Here is an 18428-nt window from a genome sequence, read left to right as displayed (position 1 = left end):
GAGGTGGCGATGACCGAGCTGGTGGCCGACGTACGCAACGGCATTGATTACAAGGTGGCCGATCTTTCCGAGGCTGAGTTCGGCCGTAAGGAGATCCGTCTCGCCGAGCACGAGATGCCTGGCCTCATGGCGCTGCGCCGGGAGTACGCGGACGTGTTGCCGCTCAAGGGCGCCCGCATTTCCGGCTCGCTGCACATGACGATCCAGACCGCGGTGCTCATCGAGACGCTCGTCGCGCTCGGTGCTGAGGTGCGCTGGGCGTCCTGCAACATCTTCTCTACCCAGGACCATGCGGCGGCAGCCATCGTCGTCGGACCCCATGGCACCCCGGAGAAGCCCGAGGGCATCCCGGTCTTCGCCTGGAAGGGCGAGACGCTGGAGGAGTACTGGTGGGCCGCGGAGCAGATGCTCACCTGGCCCGGCGAGCCGGCCAACATGATCCTCGACGACGGCGGCGACGCCACCATGCTGGTGCTGCGCGGCGCGCAGTTCGAGAAGGCCGGCGTGGTGCCGCCCGCGGACGACAATGACTCAGCCGAGTACAAGGTCTTCCTGAACCTGCTGCGCGAGCGGTTCGAGACCGACAAGGACAAGTGGACCAAGGTCGCCGCATCGGTTCAGGGCGTCACCGAGGAGACCACCACCGGCGTGCTGCGCTTGTACCAGTTCGCCGCTGCCGGCGAGCTGGCGTTCCCGGCCATCAACGTCAACGACTCGGTGACCAAGAGCAAGTTCGACAACAAGTACGGCACCCGACACTCTCTGGTCGACGGCATCAACCGCGGCACCGACGTGCTCATCGGCGGCAAGAAGGTCCTCATCTGCGGCTATGGCGACGTCGGCAAGGGCTGTGCCGAGTCCCTCGCGGGGCAGGGCGCTCGCGTGCAGGTCACCGAGATCGACCCGATCAACGCGCTGCAGGCGCTTATGGACGGGTTTGACGTCGTGACCGTCGAGGAGGCCATCGGCAATGCCGATATCGTGGTGACCGCGACCGGTAACTACGACATCATCCTCCTGGATCACATGAAGGCCATGAAGGACCAGGCGATCCTGGGCAACATCGGCCACTTCGACAACGAGATCGATATGGCTGCCCTGGAGAAGTCGGGTGCCACACGGCTCAACATCAAGCCGCAGGTGGATCTGTGGACCTTCGGAGACTCGGGCAAGTCGATCATCGTGCTCTCCGAGGGCCGTCTGCTCAACCTGGGTAACGCCACAGGCCACCCGTCGTTCGTGATGAGCAACAGCTTCTCCAACCAGGTGATCGCGCAGATCGAGCTGTGGACCAAGAACGACGAGTACGACAACGAGGTTTACCGGCTGGCCAAGCACCTGGACGAGAAGGTCGCGCGCATTCACGTCGAGGCCCTCGGCGGCACGCTGACCAAGCTCACCAAGGATCAGGCCGAGTACATCGGCGTGGATGTGGAAGGCCCGTACAAGCCGGAGCACTACCGCTACTGATCGGCGCTAACCCGCGTAGAGGCCCCTTGCACTCCGGTGCCGGGGGCCTTTGCGTAGGCTGACCAGCCGTGGGCCAGCTGATTGCGATCGAGGGTGTCGACGGCGCGGGCAAGCGCACACTCACCGAGAAGTTGATAGCGCGCTCGAATGCTCAGGGGTTATCCGTTGCGACGCTGGACTTTCCGCGCTACGGGCGCTCGGTGCATGCCGACCTGGCCGCCGAGTCGCTCAAAGGCGGGCACGGCGATGTGGTGTCCTCCGCATACGCGATGGGGCTGCTGTTCGCGCTGGACCGGCGCGATTGCCGTGCCGAGCTCGCGGGGCTGGCGCGCACAAACGACCTGGTGATCCTGGATCGCTGGGTTGCCTCCAATGCCGCCTACGGCGCGGCGCGGCTGCATCAGGACGGCGACGGCGACATGGCCCACTGGGTGTATGCGCTCGAATACGAGCGCTTCGGTCTGCCGCATCCCGATTGGCAAGTGTTCCTTAATGTTTCCCCGGAGCTTGCCCAACAGCGGGCGCGGCACCGCGAGCAGCAGGAGAGCGACCGCACCCGCGACACCTACGAGCGTGATTCGGATCTGCAGTCGCGGGTGTCCGCGGCATATGCGGACCTGGCGCAACGGAATTGGGGCGGCCAGTGGGTGGTCACCGACGGCGGCGATCCGGATGCGTTGGCGGAGAAGCTCCTGCGCCGAGTGTGAAGGTGGGGCGGATATTCGGCCGAAATACCGCCACGGTTCACGCTCGATGGATGCGCTTACCATTCACTGGCTTCGGCCTCTTCCTCGCGGTCGATATGCCAGCGCACCGACGAGACGGCGGGCTCCATGGACAGCCGGCTTACCGCGGACTCCAGCAACGAGTCGTCGCGCTCCCCGGCGCTCAACTTCGCCACTACACGCACATGCTTGCCGTCTTCGACGTCATAGGACCGCACCGATTGCAGCGCGAATTCCGGTCTGCTCACGGCCTGTACGGTGAGCGCCCGGATATGCGCCTCGGTCTCATCGGTGGTGGTGACTTCGAATAGGTACTCGGCCGGACGGGCCTCGCGGCCCGTGGTGGTCGGGTGACGGTCGAGCAGGTGGCCCAGCGGCCGCAAGAACACGTTGGCCAGCACGATGGCCGCGGTGCCGATGATCGCGACGTCGTACATGCCGCCGCCGGCCAGCGCACCGACGGCAGCGGTGGCCCACATGGTGGCGGCGGTGTTCAGCCCGGTGATGGTGGCGCCCTGTTTCATGATCACACCGGCGCCGAGGAAGCCGATGCCCGAAACTATCTGTGCTGCAACGCGAGTCGGGTCGGCGTCGGGGCCATGGAAGCTGTAGCCGCCCATGATGACGAACAGGGTCGCGCCCAGGCACACCAGTGCGTTGGTGCGCAGGCCGGCATTCTTGGCGCGCCATTGTCGTTCGATCCCGATGGCACAACCCAGGCCAAATCCCAGGGCTACGCGGATGATGACATCCCAATGACTCATGAAGGGTCCTGTTCTCTCGCAGTGGCTTCGAGGTGCACACACATGTGTGGTGCAACAAGAGCGCCTTCGTGCGCGACCCGGGTCTGCGTTAGAAGGCGCTGTGGATACTCGGAGGTTGACTATCGGACATAGTCGCGTCACCTCCTAGGCGCTGGCGCAAAGCGCACGTGAACCACTGCTGAACAAAGCGCCATCATTAAACACCCGTCCACCGGTGACCGGCAAGATGCCCCTTCGCTTCGTTGATATCCACGCCACATTGCGAGCGGGACGGCAGGATTGGTGCGTGTACTTCGACCTGAGCGTGCGAGATTTCCTGGACCGTGCCGAGTTGGTGTACCCCGACCGCGTCGGGGTAGTCGACGAGCCGGTGCAACCGGCGCCCTCTTGGGGAGCATTGAGCTACCGGCAGCTGGCCGAGCGGGCGCGCGGGCAGGCGGCGGCGCTCGACGGTCTGGGCGTCGGACCGGGGGAGCGCGTGGCGATTGTCTCGCAGAACAGCGCGCGACTGCTCACCTCGTTCTTCGGGGTGTCCGGGTGGGGACGGATCCTGGTGCCCATCAACTTTCGTTTGGCCCCCGCCGAGATCGAATACATCGTCGAGCATTCACGCGCCTCGGTGCTGATCGTGGATCCGGAGGTGCGGGCCCTGCTGGACACCGTGCGTGCCACACACAATTTTGTCCTGGGAGAGGACGACGCGGCTATTTTTGGTGACACGGGAGAGAAGGAGCCGTCGAACCCGGCCAGCCCTCGTCCGTGGGTATGCGCTGAATCAGACACCGCCACACTGAATTACACCTCAGGCACCACAAGCCGGCCAAAGGGTGTCCAGCTCACGCATCGCAATATCTGGCTCAACGCCGTTGTCTTCGGGTTGCATGCGACCCTGCGCGATGACGATGTACTGCTGCACACCTTGCCGATGTTCCACTGCAACGGCTGGGGCTGGCCGTACGCAGCGACCGGAATGGGTGGCCGGCACATCGTGCTGCGCAAGGTCGATGGGGACGAGATCCTGCGCCGCGTCGAGGAACACGGTGTCACCGTGATGTGTGCGGCGCCAACGGTCGTCGACTCCGTGCTGGATGCTGCCGCGCATTGGCAAGGACCCATTCCCGGACGGGATCGGGTTCGGATCATCGTCGCGGGAGCACCGCCTCCGACGCGCACGATCGCGCGGGTGCGCGCCGAACTGGGCTGGGAATTCATCCAGATATATGGGCTTACCGAGACCGCACCGCTGATCACGATGAATCGGTTCCGGTCCGAATGGGCAGACCTCGACGAGCATCAGCAGGCGCGCATGCTGGGCCGCGCGGGCGCTCCGGCGATCGGTGTCCGTGTGTCGATCGCCGAGGATGGCGAGGTGCTCACCCAGTCGAATACGAATCTCGACGGCTACTGGGACCAGCCCGAGGCGACCACGGAGGCATTGGCAGGCAATTGGTTTCACACGGGTGACCGCGGATCGATGTCCGAGGGCTACCTCAGCATCTCGGACCGCAAGAAGGACATCATCATTACCGGCGGTGAGAACGTCTCCTCCATCGAAGTGGAAGACGCGCTGATATCGCACCCTGGGGTTCGGGAGGCCGCGGTGGTCGGCGTGCCCGACGAGAAATGGGGCGAGCTGGTCACGGCGGTCGTGGTGGTCGCTGAGGCGAACCCCGGGGCGGATGCACCAACGGGTCCGGATCTCGTCGCGCACTGCCGGGAGAATCTGGCCGGGTACAAGTGCCCGAAGCGCGTCGAGTTCGTCGACTCTCTGCCCAGAACCGCCACCGGCAAGATTCAGAAGTTCAAGATCCGGGCGCGGCTCGCCGGAGACTAGTTCGCAACTCGCCCCCTTGGTACCCCGGTTTTGTCACGATCTAGTGACACGATGGGATCTATGAGGCAAAGGATCCTTGTTGTCGACGATGACGCGTCATTGGCGGAGATGCTCACCATCGTGTTGCGCGGGGAGGGCTTCGAGACGGCAGTGGTGAGCGACGGTACCCAGGCGCTTACCGCAGTCCGTGAGCTGCGCCCCGACCTAGTGCTGTTGGACCTCATGCTGCCCGGTATGAATGGCATCGATGTATGCCGGGTGCTGCGTTCCGATTCCGGTGTTCCGATCGTCATGCTCACCGCCAAGACCGACACCGTTGACGTGGTGCTCGGCCTGGAATCCGGTGCAGACGACTACATCATGAAGCCCTTCAAACCCAAGGAGCTCGTCGCCCGCATCCGTGCGCGGTTGCGGCGTAACGACGATGAGCCGGCCGAGCTGCTGAACATCGCGGGTATTGAGATCGATGTGCCCGCGCACAAGGTGACGCGCGAGGGCGAGCAGATTTCCCTGACCCCCCTGGAGTTCGACCTTCTGGTGGCGCTGGCACGGAAACCGCGCCAGGTGTTTACTCGTGATGTGCTGCTCGAACAGGTGTGGGGTTACCGTCACCCGGCCGACACCCGGCTGGTGAACGTCCACGTGCAGCGGCTGCGGGCGAAGGTCGAGAAGGACCCGGAGAATCCGACCGTGGTGTTGACCGTTCGAGGAGTGGGATATAAGGCCGGACCCCCGTGATCTTTAGCTCGAAGCGGCGCATTCAGCGGCGATCGGCACCACTGATACGCGGACTGAAGACGCTGAGTCGAGCGGTGGGGTTCACCTGGCGCCGTTCCCTGCAGGTGCGGGTGGTGGTGTCCAATTTGGCGCTGTCCTCCCTGGTCATCCTGATCCTGGGGTTCGTCCTCACCAGTCAGGTGACCGACCGCATCCTGGAATCGAAGATTCGGGTCGCGACGGAGGAAATGGAACGTGCGCGGGTCATCGTCAGCGACGATGTCGGCGGCGAGGAAAGCCGTTCATTACAAAGCAGCCTGGAGCTGGCTCGTAACCAACTGCTGAACGGCAGCAAGGGTTCCGAGGGGGGCGGTGCCGGGGCGTTCGACGCGGTCCTCTTGGTTCCCGGTGACGGTCCCCGTGAGGCGACATCGTCGGGTCCGGCCACCCAGATCCCGGGCCCACTGCGCGAATTCGTGAAGGCCGGCCAGGTCAGTTATCAGTACTCGACCGTGCACACCGAGAGCTTCTCGGGGAAGGCTCTTGTCATCGGCTCGCCGACGACGTCGAAGGTCACCGCGCTCGAGCTGTACCTGGTCTTCCCGCTGTCGAGTGAGGAAAGCACCATCTCGCTGGTGCGCGGCACCATCGTCACCGGCGGTGTGGTGCTGCTGGTGCTCCTGGCCGCGGCCGCGCTGCTGGTCGCTCGTCAGGTGGTGCTGCCGGTGCGGTCGGCCTCTCGCATCGCCGAGCGGTTCGCCGAAGGACATCTTTCAGAACGCATGCCGGTGCGCGGCGTCGACGATATGGCGCGGCTCGCGGTGTCGTTCAATGACATGGCCGAAAGCCTCTCACGCGAGATCACACAGCTGGAGGAGTTTGGAAACCTGCAGCGTCGCTTCACCTCTGACGTCAGCCACGAACTGCGCACACCACTGACCACGGTGCGAATGGCGGCCGATCTCATCTACGACAACCGCGAGGAGCTTGACCCGGCGCTGCAGCGTTCCGCCGAGCTGATGACCAATGAGTTGGACCGGTTCGAGACACTCTTGGCCGATCTGCTGGAAATCTCGCGGCACGACGCCGGCGTGGCCGAGCTCGCCGTGGAGCAGGTGGATCTGCGCGACACCGTGAAGACCGTCGTGGCCTCGGTCAAGCACCTGGCAGACGAGCTGGACACCGTGGTAGAGCTCGACATGCCCGATAGCGAGATCATCGCCGAGGTTGACCCCCGTCGCGTGGAACGGATTCTGCGTAACCTGGTTGCCAACGCGATTGACCACAGCGAGCACAAGCCCGTCACCATCCGGATGGCCGCCGATGTCGACAGCGTTGCCGTCACTGTGCGAGACCGCGGGGTTGGGCTCCGTCCCGGTGAGGAAAAACTGGTGTTCAACAGGTTCTGGCGTGCCGACCCGTCGCGCAAGCGTCATTCCGGGGGCACCGGTTTGGGCCTGGCGATCAGCGTCGAGGATGCTCGGTTGCACCAGGGACGACTGGAGGCGTGGGGCGAACCGGGCAATGGGGCATTGTTCCGGTTGACGGTGCCCTTGGTCCGCGGGCATAAAGTGACTACGAGCCCGCTTCCGTTGAACCCGACCAGCCGTCCGAGTGCTGGTGCGCGCCGGCCGGTTTCGCGGGGAACTCAACCAGGGGAGCGGGGAACCCAACCCGGGGAGCAGGAGACCACACCGATGCGCACCTCGGGTGCCAAGGTAGAGCACGTGCGGGAGTCGTCCTGATGCGCCGCAAGGTGGCCGCGGCCCTGACCGCGGTGGCTCTCGGCATCACCGGTTGTGCCGGGGTGCCTTCCTCGTCTTCACCGCAGGCGATCGGGACGGTACAGCGGCCTCTACCGCCGGGTGTGCCGGCACCGACACCGGGGATGGAACCCGAGACGGTATTGCGTGAGTTCTTGAAGGCCACCGCCGAGCCGTCGAACAGGCACCGGGCCGCCCGGCAGTTCCTCACCGAATCTGGTTCGCGGACTTGGGATGACGCGGGCGACGCGGTGCTCATCGAGTCGCCGATATTCGCCGATCAACGCGGCGTCGACCGGTGGACCATCAACGTGCGTGCCAACAAACTGGGCACATTGTCCGATGTCGGGGTGTTCGAGACCGCTCAGGGGGACATCCAAGACCCCCAGTTCACGTTGGTGAAGGTCAACGGCGAGTGGCGAATCGACTCGCTGCCCAATGGAGTCTTCTTGGACTGGGCGCAGTTCCAGGCCACCTATCGGCGATACACCGTCTACTTTGCGGACCCTGCCGGTCGCACCGTGGTGCCCGACCCGCGCTATGTGGCGGTCAACGACCCCGATCTGCTGGCCACCGAGCTCGTATACAAACTCTTGTCCGGTCCGCGCCCGGAACTTGCTGGAGCGGTGCGTAATCACCTGAGCGGCCTGCGCTTGCGCGGCCCCGTGACGCGCGCCGACGGCAGCAGGGTGGACGTGGGGCGAGGGTACGGCGGGGTGCGGGTCGAGCTGGAAGGGGATCTGACCCCGGATCAGCGGACCCGGCAGTTCCTTGCCGCGCAGGTGATTTGGACGCTGTCGCGCGCCGGTATCGCCGGGCCGTACGTCCTACAGGTCAATGGTGCTCCACTAGATGAGCAGTTGGCGCAGGGCTGGAGCACTCAGAATGTCGCGTCGACCGATCCCGGTGCGTCGGAGGGGGCCGGGGTGGGCCTCTACGGACTGCTGAACGGATCGCTGGTGACGGTTGACCGTGATGCGGCATTGCCGGTGCGCGGATCATTTGGGCAAGTGGGAAGCCAGGTTTCGGCAGCACTATCACGCAGTGGGCGTCAAGTGGCGTCGGTGATTCGGGTGCAGGCCGGAGACGATCCGCTGATGTCGATGTGGGTGGGTGCCAATGGCGCAAACGGCAGCGAGGCGGTCGGCGGTAAAACATTGACCCGTCCGACCTGGGCCCTTGACGACGCGGTGTGGGTGGTCATCGACGGTGGCCGGGTGGTCAGGGTCATCCAGGAAGCGACCACGTCCATGGTGGCGGTGTTGCCCGTCGAATCATCGGCGGTGGCACAGAGTTACAAGGGGCAGATCACCGAGCTGGCGTTGTCACGCGATGGCACGCGCGCCGCCATGATCATCGACGGGCAGGTGATCCTGGCGACTGTTGTGCAGACCGACAGCGGCGACTACGCGCTGGTGCACCCGCGCCGTCTTGGTTTTGGCCTCGGAAACTCCGCGGTGTCGCTGGCCTGGCGTACCGGTGATGACATCGTGGTGGCCCGCAACGACGGGTCGCATCTGGTGGCCAACGTGAATCTCGACGGAGTCAATTCCGATCTGGACGACCGCAATCTGTTGACTCCGGTGTCGACGATTGTCGCCTCGCCGGCCATCATCTACATCGCCGATGCGCGTGGCGTACTGCAGCTGACGGGATTGGGCACTCCGGAGGAGCGGTGGATCGAGGTGCGTCCACTCATGACGCCGCAGGCCATTCCCGTGCTGACGGGCTAGTTCTCGGCGATCATCTCCGTGGCGAGCAGAGCCTCGGGAATTCCGAAGGCGTCCACCAGAGTACGCAGATGCGGGCGCAGCTCCTCACACAGCTGATTGACACCGCGCCGGATGGCCTTCGCGCGTTCGGTCGACACATGCCGGTGCATCAGGAACCAGGACAGGTCGGTTTCGAGCACGCTGTAGACAAACAGGTCGCACAGCTTTTCCAGTAGTTCCTGTGCCGACTTGCTGTCGCAGCTGTCGATTGCCTCGATAAACGCCTCCAGGACCACCCGCTCGGTGTGGGCGGAGCCGACCTTGAGGATGTGGTCCTGCGCGGAGTTGAAGACCTCGAACGGATCCTCGTCATCGGATTGTGCACGTTGCATCCGGGTGGCCGCGGTGCGCAGCAGATGATCTTCGCGGTTGCGCAGCAGCCGCAGCTGCGTGCCGCGGTTGCTCAGATCGGATTCCTCGACGTCCTCATCGGAGGAGTCCAGGATGGTCTGGATGACCTGTCGCGCCGCGGAGCGTTCCAGGATCACGTCGCGGGCCATACCGGCGATAAACCGGGTCCAGCCCACGGCGTTGAGGCCGCGCACATCCTCGGCGTAGGCCGACAGGAGCTCCTTGGCCACCAGCTGGGTGAGCACGGTGTTATCGCCCTCGAAGGTGGTGAATACGTCGATGTCGCGCCGCAGAATGGTGAGCTGGTTGGCGTCGAGGTACCCGGCTCCGCCGCATGCTTCGCGGCATACGGTGATGGTGTTCTGGGCATGCCAGCTGGTCATCGCCTTCAAACCCGCTGCGGCGCTTTCCAGCTGACGCTGCCGGTCGCCATCCACCTCGTCTGCGGTCTGTACTTCATGCAGCTCTTCGGTGAGTTCGTTCTGTGCGAACGCGAGTGCGTACGACCGTGCGATCAAGGGCAGTAGCTTGCGTTGATGCACGAGGTAATCGGCGATGATCACCTCGTCGTCGCTGTCCGGAGTGTCGAACTGCTTACGCACCAAGGCGTATCGCGAGGCGATGGTCAGGGCCTTGCGGGCCGCCGCACCCGAGGTAGCAGCAACGCTGACCCGTCCGCGGATGAGTGTGCCCAGCATGGTGAAGAATCGCTTGTTCTCGTTCTCGATGGGCGAGCTATAGGAGCCGTCGGCGGCGACGTCCGCGTATTTGTTGAGCAGGTTGGCTCGGGGCACCCGCACGTTGTCAAACACGATGCGCCCGTTGTCGACTCCGGCGAGACCGCCCTTGTATCCGCAGTCGCTGGTGGTGACGCCGGGCAGGTCGGTGCCGTCCGCATCCCGGATGGGCACCACAAAGCAATGCACTCCGCGGCCGGTGGCCTCCTCGCCGGGCCCGCCGGTGACAAGCTGCGCGAAAACCGCTGCCACGGTGGCATGCTCGGCGGCGCCGCCGATGTAGTCCTTGCGCGCCAGCTCAGTGTCGGAGTTGAGAATGAAGTCGCCGGTCTGGCTGTCGTAGGTGGCGACAGTCTGCAGGGCCTGGACGTTGGAGCCATGGCCGGTCTCGGTCATACCGAAACAGCCGAGCACATCGAGATTGATCAGCGGGACCACGTACTGCTCGTGATGGGTTGCGGTGCCCAGGTTCTCGATCGCACCACCGAACAGGCCCCACTGCACGCCGGCCTTGACCATGAGCGACAGGTCCGCGTAGCCGAGCATCTCAATGCCGACGATCGCCGCCCCGACATCGCCGGTGCCGCCGTGCTCCTTGCGGAACCCGGCCTGCGGTAAGCCATGTGGGACCAGCTCGCGCATGATCTGCAGTGACCGCGCGCGCGCCTCCTCAAGCGTCAGCGATGGGTCGGGTAACAGGTCGGCGCGGTTCAGGTAATCGCGGGCGGCGTCGCGTATCGGACCGAATCGGCCGTCGAGCGCAACGCGCAGATTAGAGGTGAGGATTTCGGCATCGGCGGGTGCTGTCCGGGTCTCCATGAATCCGAGCCTAGTCAGATTGAGTGGGCGGCAGCGGCGTTCTGCGGCACGCCGCTTGCCTTTACCGACCAGTGGTCTAACATACCGACCAGTGGTCTAATCACGCCATCCGGAAGGGACCCACGACATGACTACTGCGTCCACCACCATGTCCACCAGCATGTCCACCGCGATTGAACCGGCCCAGCGCACGCGCGCGTTTGCGCGGGTGATCGGTCCATTCGTCGCCACGGTCACCACCATCATCGCGATTCGCGTGGGTGGGCCCGGCTTCCTCAGCGACAGCTTCTTCAAGGACCCCATGTGGGCGTGGCTCTTCGGCGCCCTGCTGCTCTTCTGTGGGCTGATGATCATCGCCTTCCACCAGTTTTGGCGGGGCGTGGCGCCGGTGATCATCTCGCTGTTCGGCTGGTTTCTGGCACTCCGGGGATTTGTGCTGTTGGCATTCCCGCAGCTGATGCAGAGGGGCGTCGACGCCTCGGTGCCCGCGGTCGGGCCGGTTCGTGCCTTCTTCGTGTTCCTGGCGGTCGTGGGTCTATATCTGAGTTACGTCGGTTGGATCAAGAAGCCCTGACCCATGCCGCGTGTGGTGAAACATCCGGAGCTGCGCCGGACCGAATTGCTCGATCTGGCCATGGCCCTGTTTCTGAAGCATGGTTACGACAAGGTGAGCCTCAACGATCTCATCGCCACCTCCGGGATTTCGAAAGGTGCTTTCTACCACTACTTCTCCTCAAAGGAGGCCCTGGTGGCCGCACTGGCGGAGCGCAGCGCGGACCAGGCCTTCGAGGCGTTGAGCCCCGTGTTCACCGAGCAGGGGATGGGCGCGTTGGAGCGGCTGAACGCCGGCCTGCGCGCCAGCTACGAGGTCAAAATGGCTCTTGGCGCGCCGGAGAGCATCGCGGCAATGATGTCGATGTTGCGGCCGGAGAATCAGTCGCTGCTGCGCAGGATCTCGGCGATCTGGGAGGACAAGTTTCGGCCGGTGCTCACCGACGTGATCGCGCGAGGAGTCGCCAAGGGAGTCTTCGAGACATTCGATCCCGAGGGCGTCGGTGACATGATCCAGGGCTTCGCGGCCAATATGGGCGCCACGGTGCAACGGATCGTCGCTGCGCCCGATGCGCATGCGCGCGCCGACGCGATCGATGCCGCGGTTCAGCGGCAGCGGCTTTACGGCGTCGCCACCGACCGGATTCTTGGGCTGCCTGATGGGACGGTGGAGGTACTGGATCGGAGTCAGATCGAGAGGCTGGTCGCTGCATTCCCGCGGAGCTACTAGCTCGGGCGCAGCGGCATGCCCGCATGGATGGCGAATGCGAGGCCTGTGCCGACGGCGAGACCAACGACAAGGGCGATCGGCACGCGCCACGCCGCGTGCGCGCGTGCCGCGCTTACTGCGGTGAGGATCGCGATCACCGATGCGGCGATGCCGGTAACCACGGTGCCGTATGCCGTGAAGAGAATGTCCCCGTAATGGTCCCGGAACTTGAGCAGCGGTGCGAGACCAATGGCGTCCAGAACGTTCTCCGCCACATACGCCCGCCACATCGGCACGAGACCGGCTAGTGCGGCAGCCGAGGTGGCCAGTGCGCAGGCCATCAGAAGTGAACGCACGCAACCGAAATGGCCGCGAGTCCACATGGCGGCGATCACCAGGATGAGAATGCCCGCGACGGCGGTCGCGACCCCTGGTTGTCCGGCCGCGCTGGACAGTGACGAAAACGATGGATCGCCGGCTACCTGGCCAACGCCGGTGACGGTGACGGGTTCCGATGTTCCGATATCAGCGGAGATACCCCACCACGGCGAGAAACTAAAAGCGATGACGAGAAGTGCCAGCGGGCCCGTCATCAATCCCAGGGCTCGTGACGGGATGCTCTCGTCGGCGGGGTCTGTCGACATGGGGAATTGATACCACCACAGCGCACCTGCGGAACGCGGAAATTACTGGAAGGTGCGATGTCGGACCCTGCGTGCACAGTCAATGCATGCTCGATCTGATGTTGCCGCTGGCCTGCGGCGGCTGCGGGGCGCCAGCCACCCGCTGGTGCGAAGCCTGCGCGTGCGCGTTCACCGCGGAGCCCGTGGTGGTGACGACGCGGGTCGACCCGGGTGTGCCCGTCCTGTCCCTCGGGCGGTATGCGGGAGCCCGGCGGCAGGCGATCGTCACGATGAAGGACCGCGGCCGGCGCGACCTCACCGTGCCGCTGGGGGTGGCGCTGGCCCGGGGCGTGGGTCAGCTGCTGCGCTGGCACTTCGTCGAGCAGCCGGTGACGTTGGTTCCCGCTCCCACTCGGTGGAGCGCGGCGCGTGGGCGCGGCGGAGACCCGGTGACCGCCGTGGCAATGGTGGCCACCCGGATTCCGGGCGTGCACGTTGCGTCCCTGCTGCGTATGAAGATGGGTGCGCGAGATTCGGTGGGACTGTCCGTTTCGGCCCGACAGCTCAACGTGGCCGGACGTGTCGGGCTGCGCCGGGCCCCGCAGCGGCCGGACACGGAACTGGTCCTGGTCGACGATGTCGTAACCACCGGGGCCACCATTGCCGAATCGGTCAGAGTGTTGAAATCCGCAGGATTTCGGGTCGCTGCTGTGCTCACGCTGACGTACTCCTGAAGATCGTATGACGATCTCGAAACGACTCTCACGAATCGGTGGCAAGGCGAGTGAACACGGACTACCGTCGGGGCCAACAAGCTATGAACGTTCCGCGTTTGGGCGATCACACCGCTGGACAACACGGAACGCCTGCGTCCTATTCGGCGGAGGAGGTGGTTACCGACCCCAGCGCCGGCGGGCTGCCGTCTCAGCGTTTCAGGCGACTCCGGCGTACTTCAAACATCAAACATGCGCGTCGCCAACATCTTTAGTCCCTAGCGGATGGGTTGAGCGCAAGCGCACTCTCAGTACCGGAGGTATGAGTTGTCAAGCACATCAAAGGCATCCGTTGCTATCGAGGACGGGGAGCGGACGGCCCAGGCCGATATCGTGGTCAAGGGCCGAAACGTAGAAATCCCCGATCACTTCCGAATTTTTGTGAACGACAAACTGTCCCGTCTGGAACGTTACGACAAAACCATTTATCTCTTTGATGTAGAACTCGAACACGAAAAGAACCGTCGCCAGAAGAAGGTCTGTCAGCGCGTGGAGATCACCGCGCGGGGCCGGGGACCGGTCGTCCGGGGCGAGGCATGTGCCGACACGTTCCACAGCGCTCTGGAAGCCGCCGTCGCCAAGCTGGAGAGCCGATTGCGCCGAGGCCGTGACCGCCGCAAGGTTCACTACGGAGACAAGACGCCGGTATCGCTCGCCGAGGCCACCAAGGTTCTCCCCGCCGATGCCTTCACACCTCCCGCCGCAGTGAATGGCGCACACAGTCACAACGGTGCCGAGGTCGACGACGGACATGGCCCGGGTCAGATCGTGCGGACCAAGGAACACCCCGCCAAGCCGATGACGGTCGACGACGCGCTATACGAAATGGAACTGGTTGGTCACGATTTCTTCCTGTTTCACGACGAATCCTCCGGTTGCCCGTCCGTGGTGTATCGGAGACACGCGTATGACTACGGCCTGATACGCCTCGGGGAGTAGGGCGCGCGGTCAACCGCGCCGAGGGCCCCCGCACCCAGGTCTGGTGTGGGGGCCCTTTCACGTCGCATACTTCGTCCGTGAGTACCGCTCGGCGAAGCCTCTGTGCGTTGTACGGCGCGATCGCACTGATCGCCTTGGTTGCCACCTGGTGGCACAACATCGCGTACATCTTGTCCGGCGGGAAGCTGGCCGACGTTGTGACCAGTGCGTATGCAAATCACGTCGCCGGCTCCCTGACCAATGACCTGATGCTGCTCACGATCGCAGCCCTCGTCCTCATGGTTGTCGAGACCCGACGGCTGGGTATCAAGTACATCTGGGCATACGTCGCGCTCTGCTTCCTGGTCGCCATCAGCGTCGCGTTCCCGTTGTTCCTCATCGCCCGCGAGCGGCGCCTGGCGGCACTGGGGGGCGGCACAACCGCCGCCCAAGAGTGACTGCTCGGGGAAGCTGGTGCGGGCGACGCCTACGATGGGACTCGCTGAAGTCTGACAAGTCCTAACGAGTACAGGGGATATTGACGTGCTGTCGAAGTTGCTGCGCCTTGGTGAAGGTCGCATGGTCAAGCGTCTCAAGGGCGTGGCCGATTACGTCAACACCCTGTCCGATGACGTCGAGAAGCTCTCCGATGCCGAGTTGCAGGCCAAGACCGGCGAGTTCAAGGCGCGCCTGGAGAAGGGCGAGACCCTCGATGACCTGATGCCCGAGGCCTTCGCCGTCGCTCGCGAGGCCTCGTGGCGGGTGCTGAGCCAGCGCCACTTCGATGTGCAGGTCATGGGTGGCGCCGCGCTACATGCCGGGAATGTCGCCGAGATGAAGACAGGTGAAGGTAAGACCCTCACCTGTGTGCTGCCGGCATACCTCAACGCGCTGGCCGGTAAGGGCACGCATGTCGTGACCGTCAACGACTACCTGGCCAAACGTGACTCGGAGTGGATGGGCCGCGTGCACCGCTTCCTGGGCCTGAAGGTCGACGTGATCCTGTCGCAGATGAACCCGCAGGAGCGCCGCGAGGCGTATAACGCCGACATCACCTACGGCACCAATAACGAGTTCGGCTTCGACTACCTGCGTGACAACATGACCCATTCGCTCGACGAGCTGGTGCAGCGCGGACACGCCTACGCCATCGTCGACGAGGTTGACTCGATCCTTATCGACGAGGCCCGTACCCCGCTCATCATCTCCGGCCCGGCCGACGGCGCTTCGAACTGGTACCCCGAATTCGCTCGTATCGTCCCGCTGATGGAGAAGGACACCCATTACGAGGTGGACATCCGCAAGCGCACCATCGGCATCCACGAGGTCGGGGTCGAGTTCGTCGAGGATCAGCTGGGCATCGACAACCTGTACGAGGCCGCGAACTCGCCGCTAGTGAGCTACCTGAACAACGCCATCAAGGCCAAGGAGCTGTTCAACCGGGACAAGGACTACATCGTCCGCGACGGCGAGGTGCTGATTGTCGACGAGTTCACCGGTCGTGTGCTGCTGGGCCGGCGCTACAACGAGGGCATGCACCAGGCCATCGAGGCCAAGGAGCGGGTGGAGATCAAGGCGGAGAACCAGACACTCGCCACCATCACCCTGCAGAATTACTTCCGTCTCTACGAGAAGCTCGCTGGTATGACCGGTACCGCCCAAACCGAGGCGGCCGAGCTGAACGAGATCTACAAGCTTGGTGTGGTGTCGATCCCGACCAACCGGCCGATGGTCCGCAAGGACCAATCCGACCTCATCTACAAGACCGAGGAAGCCAAATACATCGCGGTCGTCGACGATGTGGTGGAGCGGTACGAGGCGGGCCAGCCCGTCCTGATCGGTACGACCAGTGTCGAGCGCTCCGAATACCTTTCACGGCAGTTCACCAAGCGCCGCATTCCGCACAACGTGCTCAACGCCAAGTATCACGAGCAGGAAGCCCGCATCATCGCCGAGGCAGGGCGCCGGGGGGCCATCACGGTGGCCACCAACATGGCCGGCCGGGGCACCGACATCGTGCTGGGTGGTAACCCGGACTTCTTGGCGGACACGCATCTTCGCGAACAGGGCCTGGACCCGGTGGAGACCCCGGACGAGTACCAGGATGCCTGGGACGCGACGCTGCAGAAGTTCAAGGACGCCGCCGAGGTCGAGGCCAAGGAGGTCCAGGAGGCCGGGGGCCTGTACGTGCTGGGTACCGAGCGACACGAGTCGCGTCGTATCGACAACCAGCTGCGCGGTCGGTCCGGACGTCAGGGTGACCCGGGCGAGTCTCGCTTCTACTTGTCACTGGGTGATGAGTTGATGCGACGCTTCAATGGTGCTGCGCTGGAAACGATTCTGACGCGAATGAACGTCCCCGATGATGTGCCGATCGAAGCCAAGATGGTGACCAGCGCCATCAAGAGTGCGCAGACCCAGGTCGAGCAGCAGAACTTCGAGGTCCGCAAGAACGTCCTCAAGTACGACGAGGTGATGAACCAGCAGCGCAAGGTCATCTATGCCGAGCGCCGCCGCATCCTTGACGGCGAGGATCTGCAGCCGCAGATCGAGGAGATGATCACCGACACCATCGCCGCCTACGTCGACGGTGCCACGGCCGACGGCTATCACGAGGACTGGGATTTCGAAGCCCTGTGGACCGCGCTCAAGACGCTGTACCCGGTGAGCGTGAAGCCCGAGGAGCTCATCGAGTCCGACAAGTACGGTGAGGCCGACGAATTGAGCCCCGCCGATCTCAAGGCGGCGCTGCTGGACGACGCCAAGAAGGCATACAAGGCAAGGGAAGCCGAGATCGACGGGTTGGCCGGCGAGGGCTCGATGCGCCAGCTGGAGCGCAACATCCTGCTCAGCGTGATCGACCGTAAGTGGCGCGAGCATCTCTACGAGATGGACTACCTCAAAGAGGGCATCGGTCTGCGCGCGATGGCGCAGCGCGATCCGCTGGTGGAGTACCAGCGCGAGGGCTACGACATGTTCACTGCCATGCTCGACGGCCTCAAGGAAGAGTCGGTCGGCTTCCTGTTCAATATCAATGTCGAGGTTCAGCAGCCGGCCGAGGGAACAGTTGCGCCGCAGGCCGCGCCCGAAGGTTTGGCCGAGTTCGCTTCTGCCGCAGCGCAAGCCGCGCAAGGGGAGCTTCGGGCGAAGGGGCTTGAGGAGTCCACGCCGGAGCTGACCTACTCCGGACCGGCGGAAGACGGTTCAGCGCAATCCCGGCATGAAAACGGTGGTGGTGACTCGGCCTCGGGCGGTGGCACGCGGCGTGAGCGCCGGGAAGCGGCGCGCAACGCGGGCCGCACCTCCAAGCCGCCGCGGTCGCGCCGCAAGCGCTAGCGGCGCTCGGAGTCAGGTACGCGGATGGCCGGCCGGATGAGTAGGGCTGGTGAGCGGCCCTGTTGGGGCAGGCTCCTCGACACGCCGCAACGCTGTCACGTACCGGTTGACTCATCGCGCTGAGTCCATCTCCGTGATCACACACGGCCATGCGGTTCCTTGTGGGCGGCTGCTACCGCCGAAAATCTCCGCTGATCAAGGCTAAACCGCATCTCAGCGGCACCTTTGAATGATGTTCCTGTTATGGGTTGCCGCGATAGAGCACGTGCGTTAGTGTTCGCGTTAGAAAACGATCGCCGTAAGATGTGAACATCGGGAGTGGTCGGTAGGGCAGTCGGGGCAAAGGTTCCCGGGCATCTGCTGGCTAGGTCTAACTCCTGGGCGATCGGTAAGTACTTCCACAGCGCAGTGGGGTTGGCCTCGGTCAAAGGACGCTCTGGAATGGCACACCAAGCTGAAGTGGCGGCGCGTGATAGCAACCCGCGTAGGCCGTCTGCTGCTCGTGTTGCGCCTCGGAAGTGCGGGTCTCCATGGCCATCTCGAGGCATTCGATTGATGAAACCTG

At 64.2% G+C, this 18428-nt stretch carries 15 protein-coding genes; 12 read left to right on the top strand and 3 right to left on the bottom strand.

The window, feature by feature from the left end:
- Window positions 1-9 precede the first annotated feature (9 nt).
- The gene (gene ahcY / locus AC5Y5C_RS11880; RefSeq protein WP_499972270.1) at window positions 10-1470 is read left to right on the top strand and encodes an adenosylhomocysteinase; all 1461 of its coding nucleotides are present in this window, start codon (window positions 10-12) and stop codon (window positions 1468-1470) included.
- Between the two features lie 68 nt (window positions 1471-1538).
- Complete coding sequence (locus AC5Y5C_RS11875; protein WP_499972265.1) at window positions 1539-2177, top strand: dTMP kinase; 639 nt, start codon at window positions 1539-1541, stop codon at window positions 2175-2177.
- 56 nt (window positions 2178-2233) lie between these two features.
- On the opposite strand, the gene AC5Y5C_RS11870 is transcribed toward AC5Y5C_RS11875, so the two are convergent.
- Window positions 2234-2959 (bottom strand): MgtC/SapB family protein, encoded by a 726-nt coding sequence (locus tag AC5Y5C_RS11870; protein ID WP_499972263.1) that lies wholly within the window; start codon window positions 2957-2959, stop codon window positions 2234-2236.
- Window positions 2960-3245: 286 nt separating this feature from the next.
- Between AC5Y5C_RS11870 and AC5Y5C_RS11865 the strand changes: the two genes are divergently transcribed.
- The 4 genes from AC5Y5C_RS11865 to lpqB are packed head-to-tail and all read left to right on the top strand — an operon-like array spanning window position 3246 to window position 9006.
- Window positions 3246-4793 carry an AMP-binding protein gene (locus tag AC5Y5C_RS11865; protein WP_499972260.1) on the top strand — a complete coding sequence of 516 codons (1548 nt, stop codon included), beginning with the start codon at window positions 3246-3248 and terminating at the stop codon, window positions 4791-4793.
- Between the two features lie 51 nt (window positions 4794-4844).
- Window positions 4845-5531 (top strand): two-component system response regulator MtrA, encoded by a 687-nt coding sequence (gene mtrA / locus AC5Y5C_RS11860; RefSeq protein ID WP_070909563.1) that lies wholly within the window; start codon window positions 4845-4847, stop codon window positions 5529-5531.
- Window positions 5528-7255, top strand: coding sequence for an MtrAB system histidine kinase MtrB (mtrB, locus tag AC5Y5C_RS11855; protein ID WP_499972254.1), 1728 nt, complete (start codon window positions 5528-5530; stop codon window positions 7253-7255). The genes mtrA and mtrB overlap by 4 nt, the downstream gene beginning before the upstream one ends.
- Complete coding sequence (gene lpqB / locus AC5Y5C_RS11850; RefSeq protein WP_499972250.1) at window positions 7255-9006, top strand: MtrAB system accessory lipoprotein LpqB; 1752 nt, start codon at window positions 7255-7257, stop codon at window positions 9004-9006. The genes mtrB and lpqB overlap by 1 nt, the downstream gene beginning before the upstream one ends.
- Here the strand turns inward: lpqB and AC5Y5C_RS11845 are convergent.
- The gene (locus tag AC5Y5C_RS11845; protein ID WP_499972247.1) at window positions 9003-10952 is read right to left on the bottom strand and encodes an acyl-CoA dehydrogenase family protein; all 1950 of its coding nucleotides are present in this window, start codon (window positions 10950-10952) and stop codon (window positions 9003-9005) included. The two genes, lpqB and AC5Y5C_RS11845, sit on opposite strands and share 4 nt — an antisense overlap.
- 160 nt (window positions 10953-11112) lie before the next feature.
- Here AC5Y5C_RS11845 and AC5Y5C_RS11840 point away from each other — a divergent pair, with 160 nt between their 5' ends.
- Window positions 11113-11526, top strand: coding sequence for a hypothetical protein (locus tag AC5Y5C_RS11840; RefSeq protein WP_499973139.1), 414 nt, complete (start codon window positions 11113-11115; stop codon window positions 11524-11526).
- Window positions 11527-11529: 3 nt separating this feature from the next.
- Window positions 11530-12234: a TetR/AcrR family transcriptional regulator gene (locus AC5Y5C_RS11835; protein ID WP_499972246.1), complete on the top strand. Its 705-nt coding sequence runs from the start codon at window positions 11530-11532 to the stop codon at window positions 12232-12234.
- On the opposite strand, the gene AC5Y5C_RS11830 is transcribed toward AC5Y5C_RS11835, so the two are convergent.
- Entirely contained in the window at window positions 12231-12857 is a 627-nt protein-coding gene (locus AC5Y5C_RS11830) for a hypothetical protein (protein WP_499972245.1), read from the bottom strand. The two genes, AC5Y5C_RS11835 and AC5Y5C_RS11830, sit on opposite strands and share 4 nt — an antisense overlap.
- A gap of 86 nt (window positions 12858-12943) precedes the next feature.
- Here AC5Y5C_RS11830 and AC5Y5C_RS11825 point away from each other — a divergent pair, with 86 nt between their 5' ends.
- The 4 genes from AC5Y5C_RS11825 (at window position 12944) to secA (ending at window position 17863) form a co-directional block, all read left to right on the top strand.
- Window positions 12944-13570, top strand: coding sequence for a ComF family protein (locus tag AC5Y5C_RS11825; protein ID WP_499972243.1), 627 nt, complete (start codon window positions 12944-12946; stop codon window positions 13568-13570).
- Window positions 13571-13876: 306 nt separating this feature from the next.
- Window positions 13877-14548: a ribosome hibernation-promoting factor, HPF/YfiA family gene (hpf, locus tag AC5Y5C_RS11820; RefSeq protein WP_499972240.1), complete on the top strand. Its 672-nt coding sequence runs from the start codon at window positions 13877-13879 to the stop codon at window positions 14546-14548.
- A gap of 77 nt (window positions 14549-14625) precedes the next feature.
- Window positions 14626-14985, top strand: coding sequence for a DUF2834 domain-containing protein (locus AC5Y5C_RS11815; RefSeq protein WP_499972237.1), 360 nt, complete (start codon window positions 14626-14628; stop codon window positions 14983-14985).
- 85 nt (window positions 14986-15070) lie between these two features.
- Complete coding sequence (gene secA / locus AC5Y5C_RS11810; RefSeq protein WP_499972233.1) at window positions 15071-17863, top strand: preprotein translocase subunit SecA; 2793 nt, start codon at window positions 15071-15073, stop codon at window positions 17861-17863.
- Window positions 17864-18428: the final 565 nt, after the last annotated feature.

This window comes from Mycobacterium sp. NGS15, assembly GCF_059813245.1.
The sequence above is the reverse complement of the archived record's forward strand: the minus strand, read 5'-3'. Positions and strand labels throughout refer to the sequence as shown.

Coding starts and splice junctions, on each gene's coding strand:
- ahcY (WP_499972270.1), top strand. CDS start 10: ATGACCGAGCTGGTGGCCGACGTACGCAACGGCATTGATTACAAGGTG.
- AC5Y5C_RS11870 (WP_499972263.1), bottom strand. CDS start 2,959: ATGAGTCATTGGGATGTCATCATCCGCGTAGCCCTGGGATTTGGCCTG.
- mtrA (WP_070909563.1), top strand. CDS start 4,845: ATGGGATCTATGAGGCAAAGGATCCTTGTTGTCGACGATGACGCGTCA.
- lpqB (WP_499972250.1), top strand. CDS start 7,255: ATGCGCCGCAAGGTGGCCGCGGCCCTGACCGCGGTGGCTCTCGGCATC.
- AC5Y5C_RS11845 (WP_499972247.1), bottom strand. CDS start 10,952: ATGGAGACCCGGACAGCACCCGCCGATGCCGAAATCCTCACCTCTAAT.
- AC5Y5C_RS11840 (WP_499973139.1), top strand. CDS start 11,113: ATGTCCACCGCGATTGAACCGGCCCAGCGCACGCGCGCGTTTGCGCGG.
- AC5Y5C_RS11835 (WP_499972246.1), top strand. CDS start 11,530: ATGCCGCGTGTGGTGAAACATCCGGAGCTGCGCCGGACCGAATTGCTC.
- AC5Y5C_RS11830 (WP_499972245.1), bottom strand. CDS start 12,857: ATGTCGACAGACCCCGCCGACGAGAGCATCCCGTCACGAGCCCTGGGA.
- AC5Y5C_RS11825 (WP_499972243.1), top strand. CDS start 12,944: ATGCTCGATCTGATGTTGCCGCTGGCCTGCGGCGGCTGCGGGGCGCCA.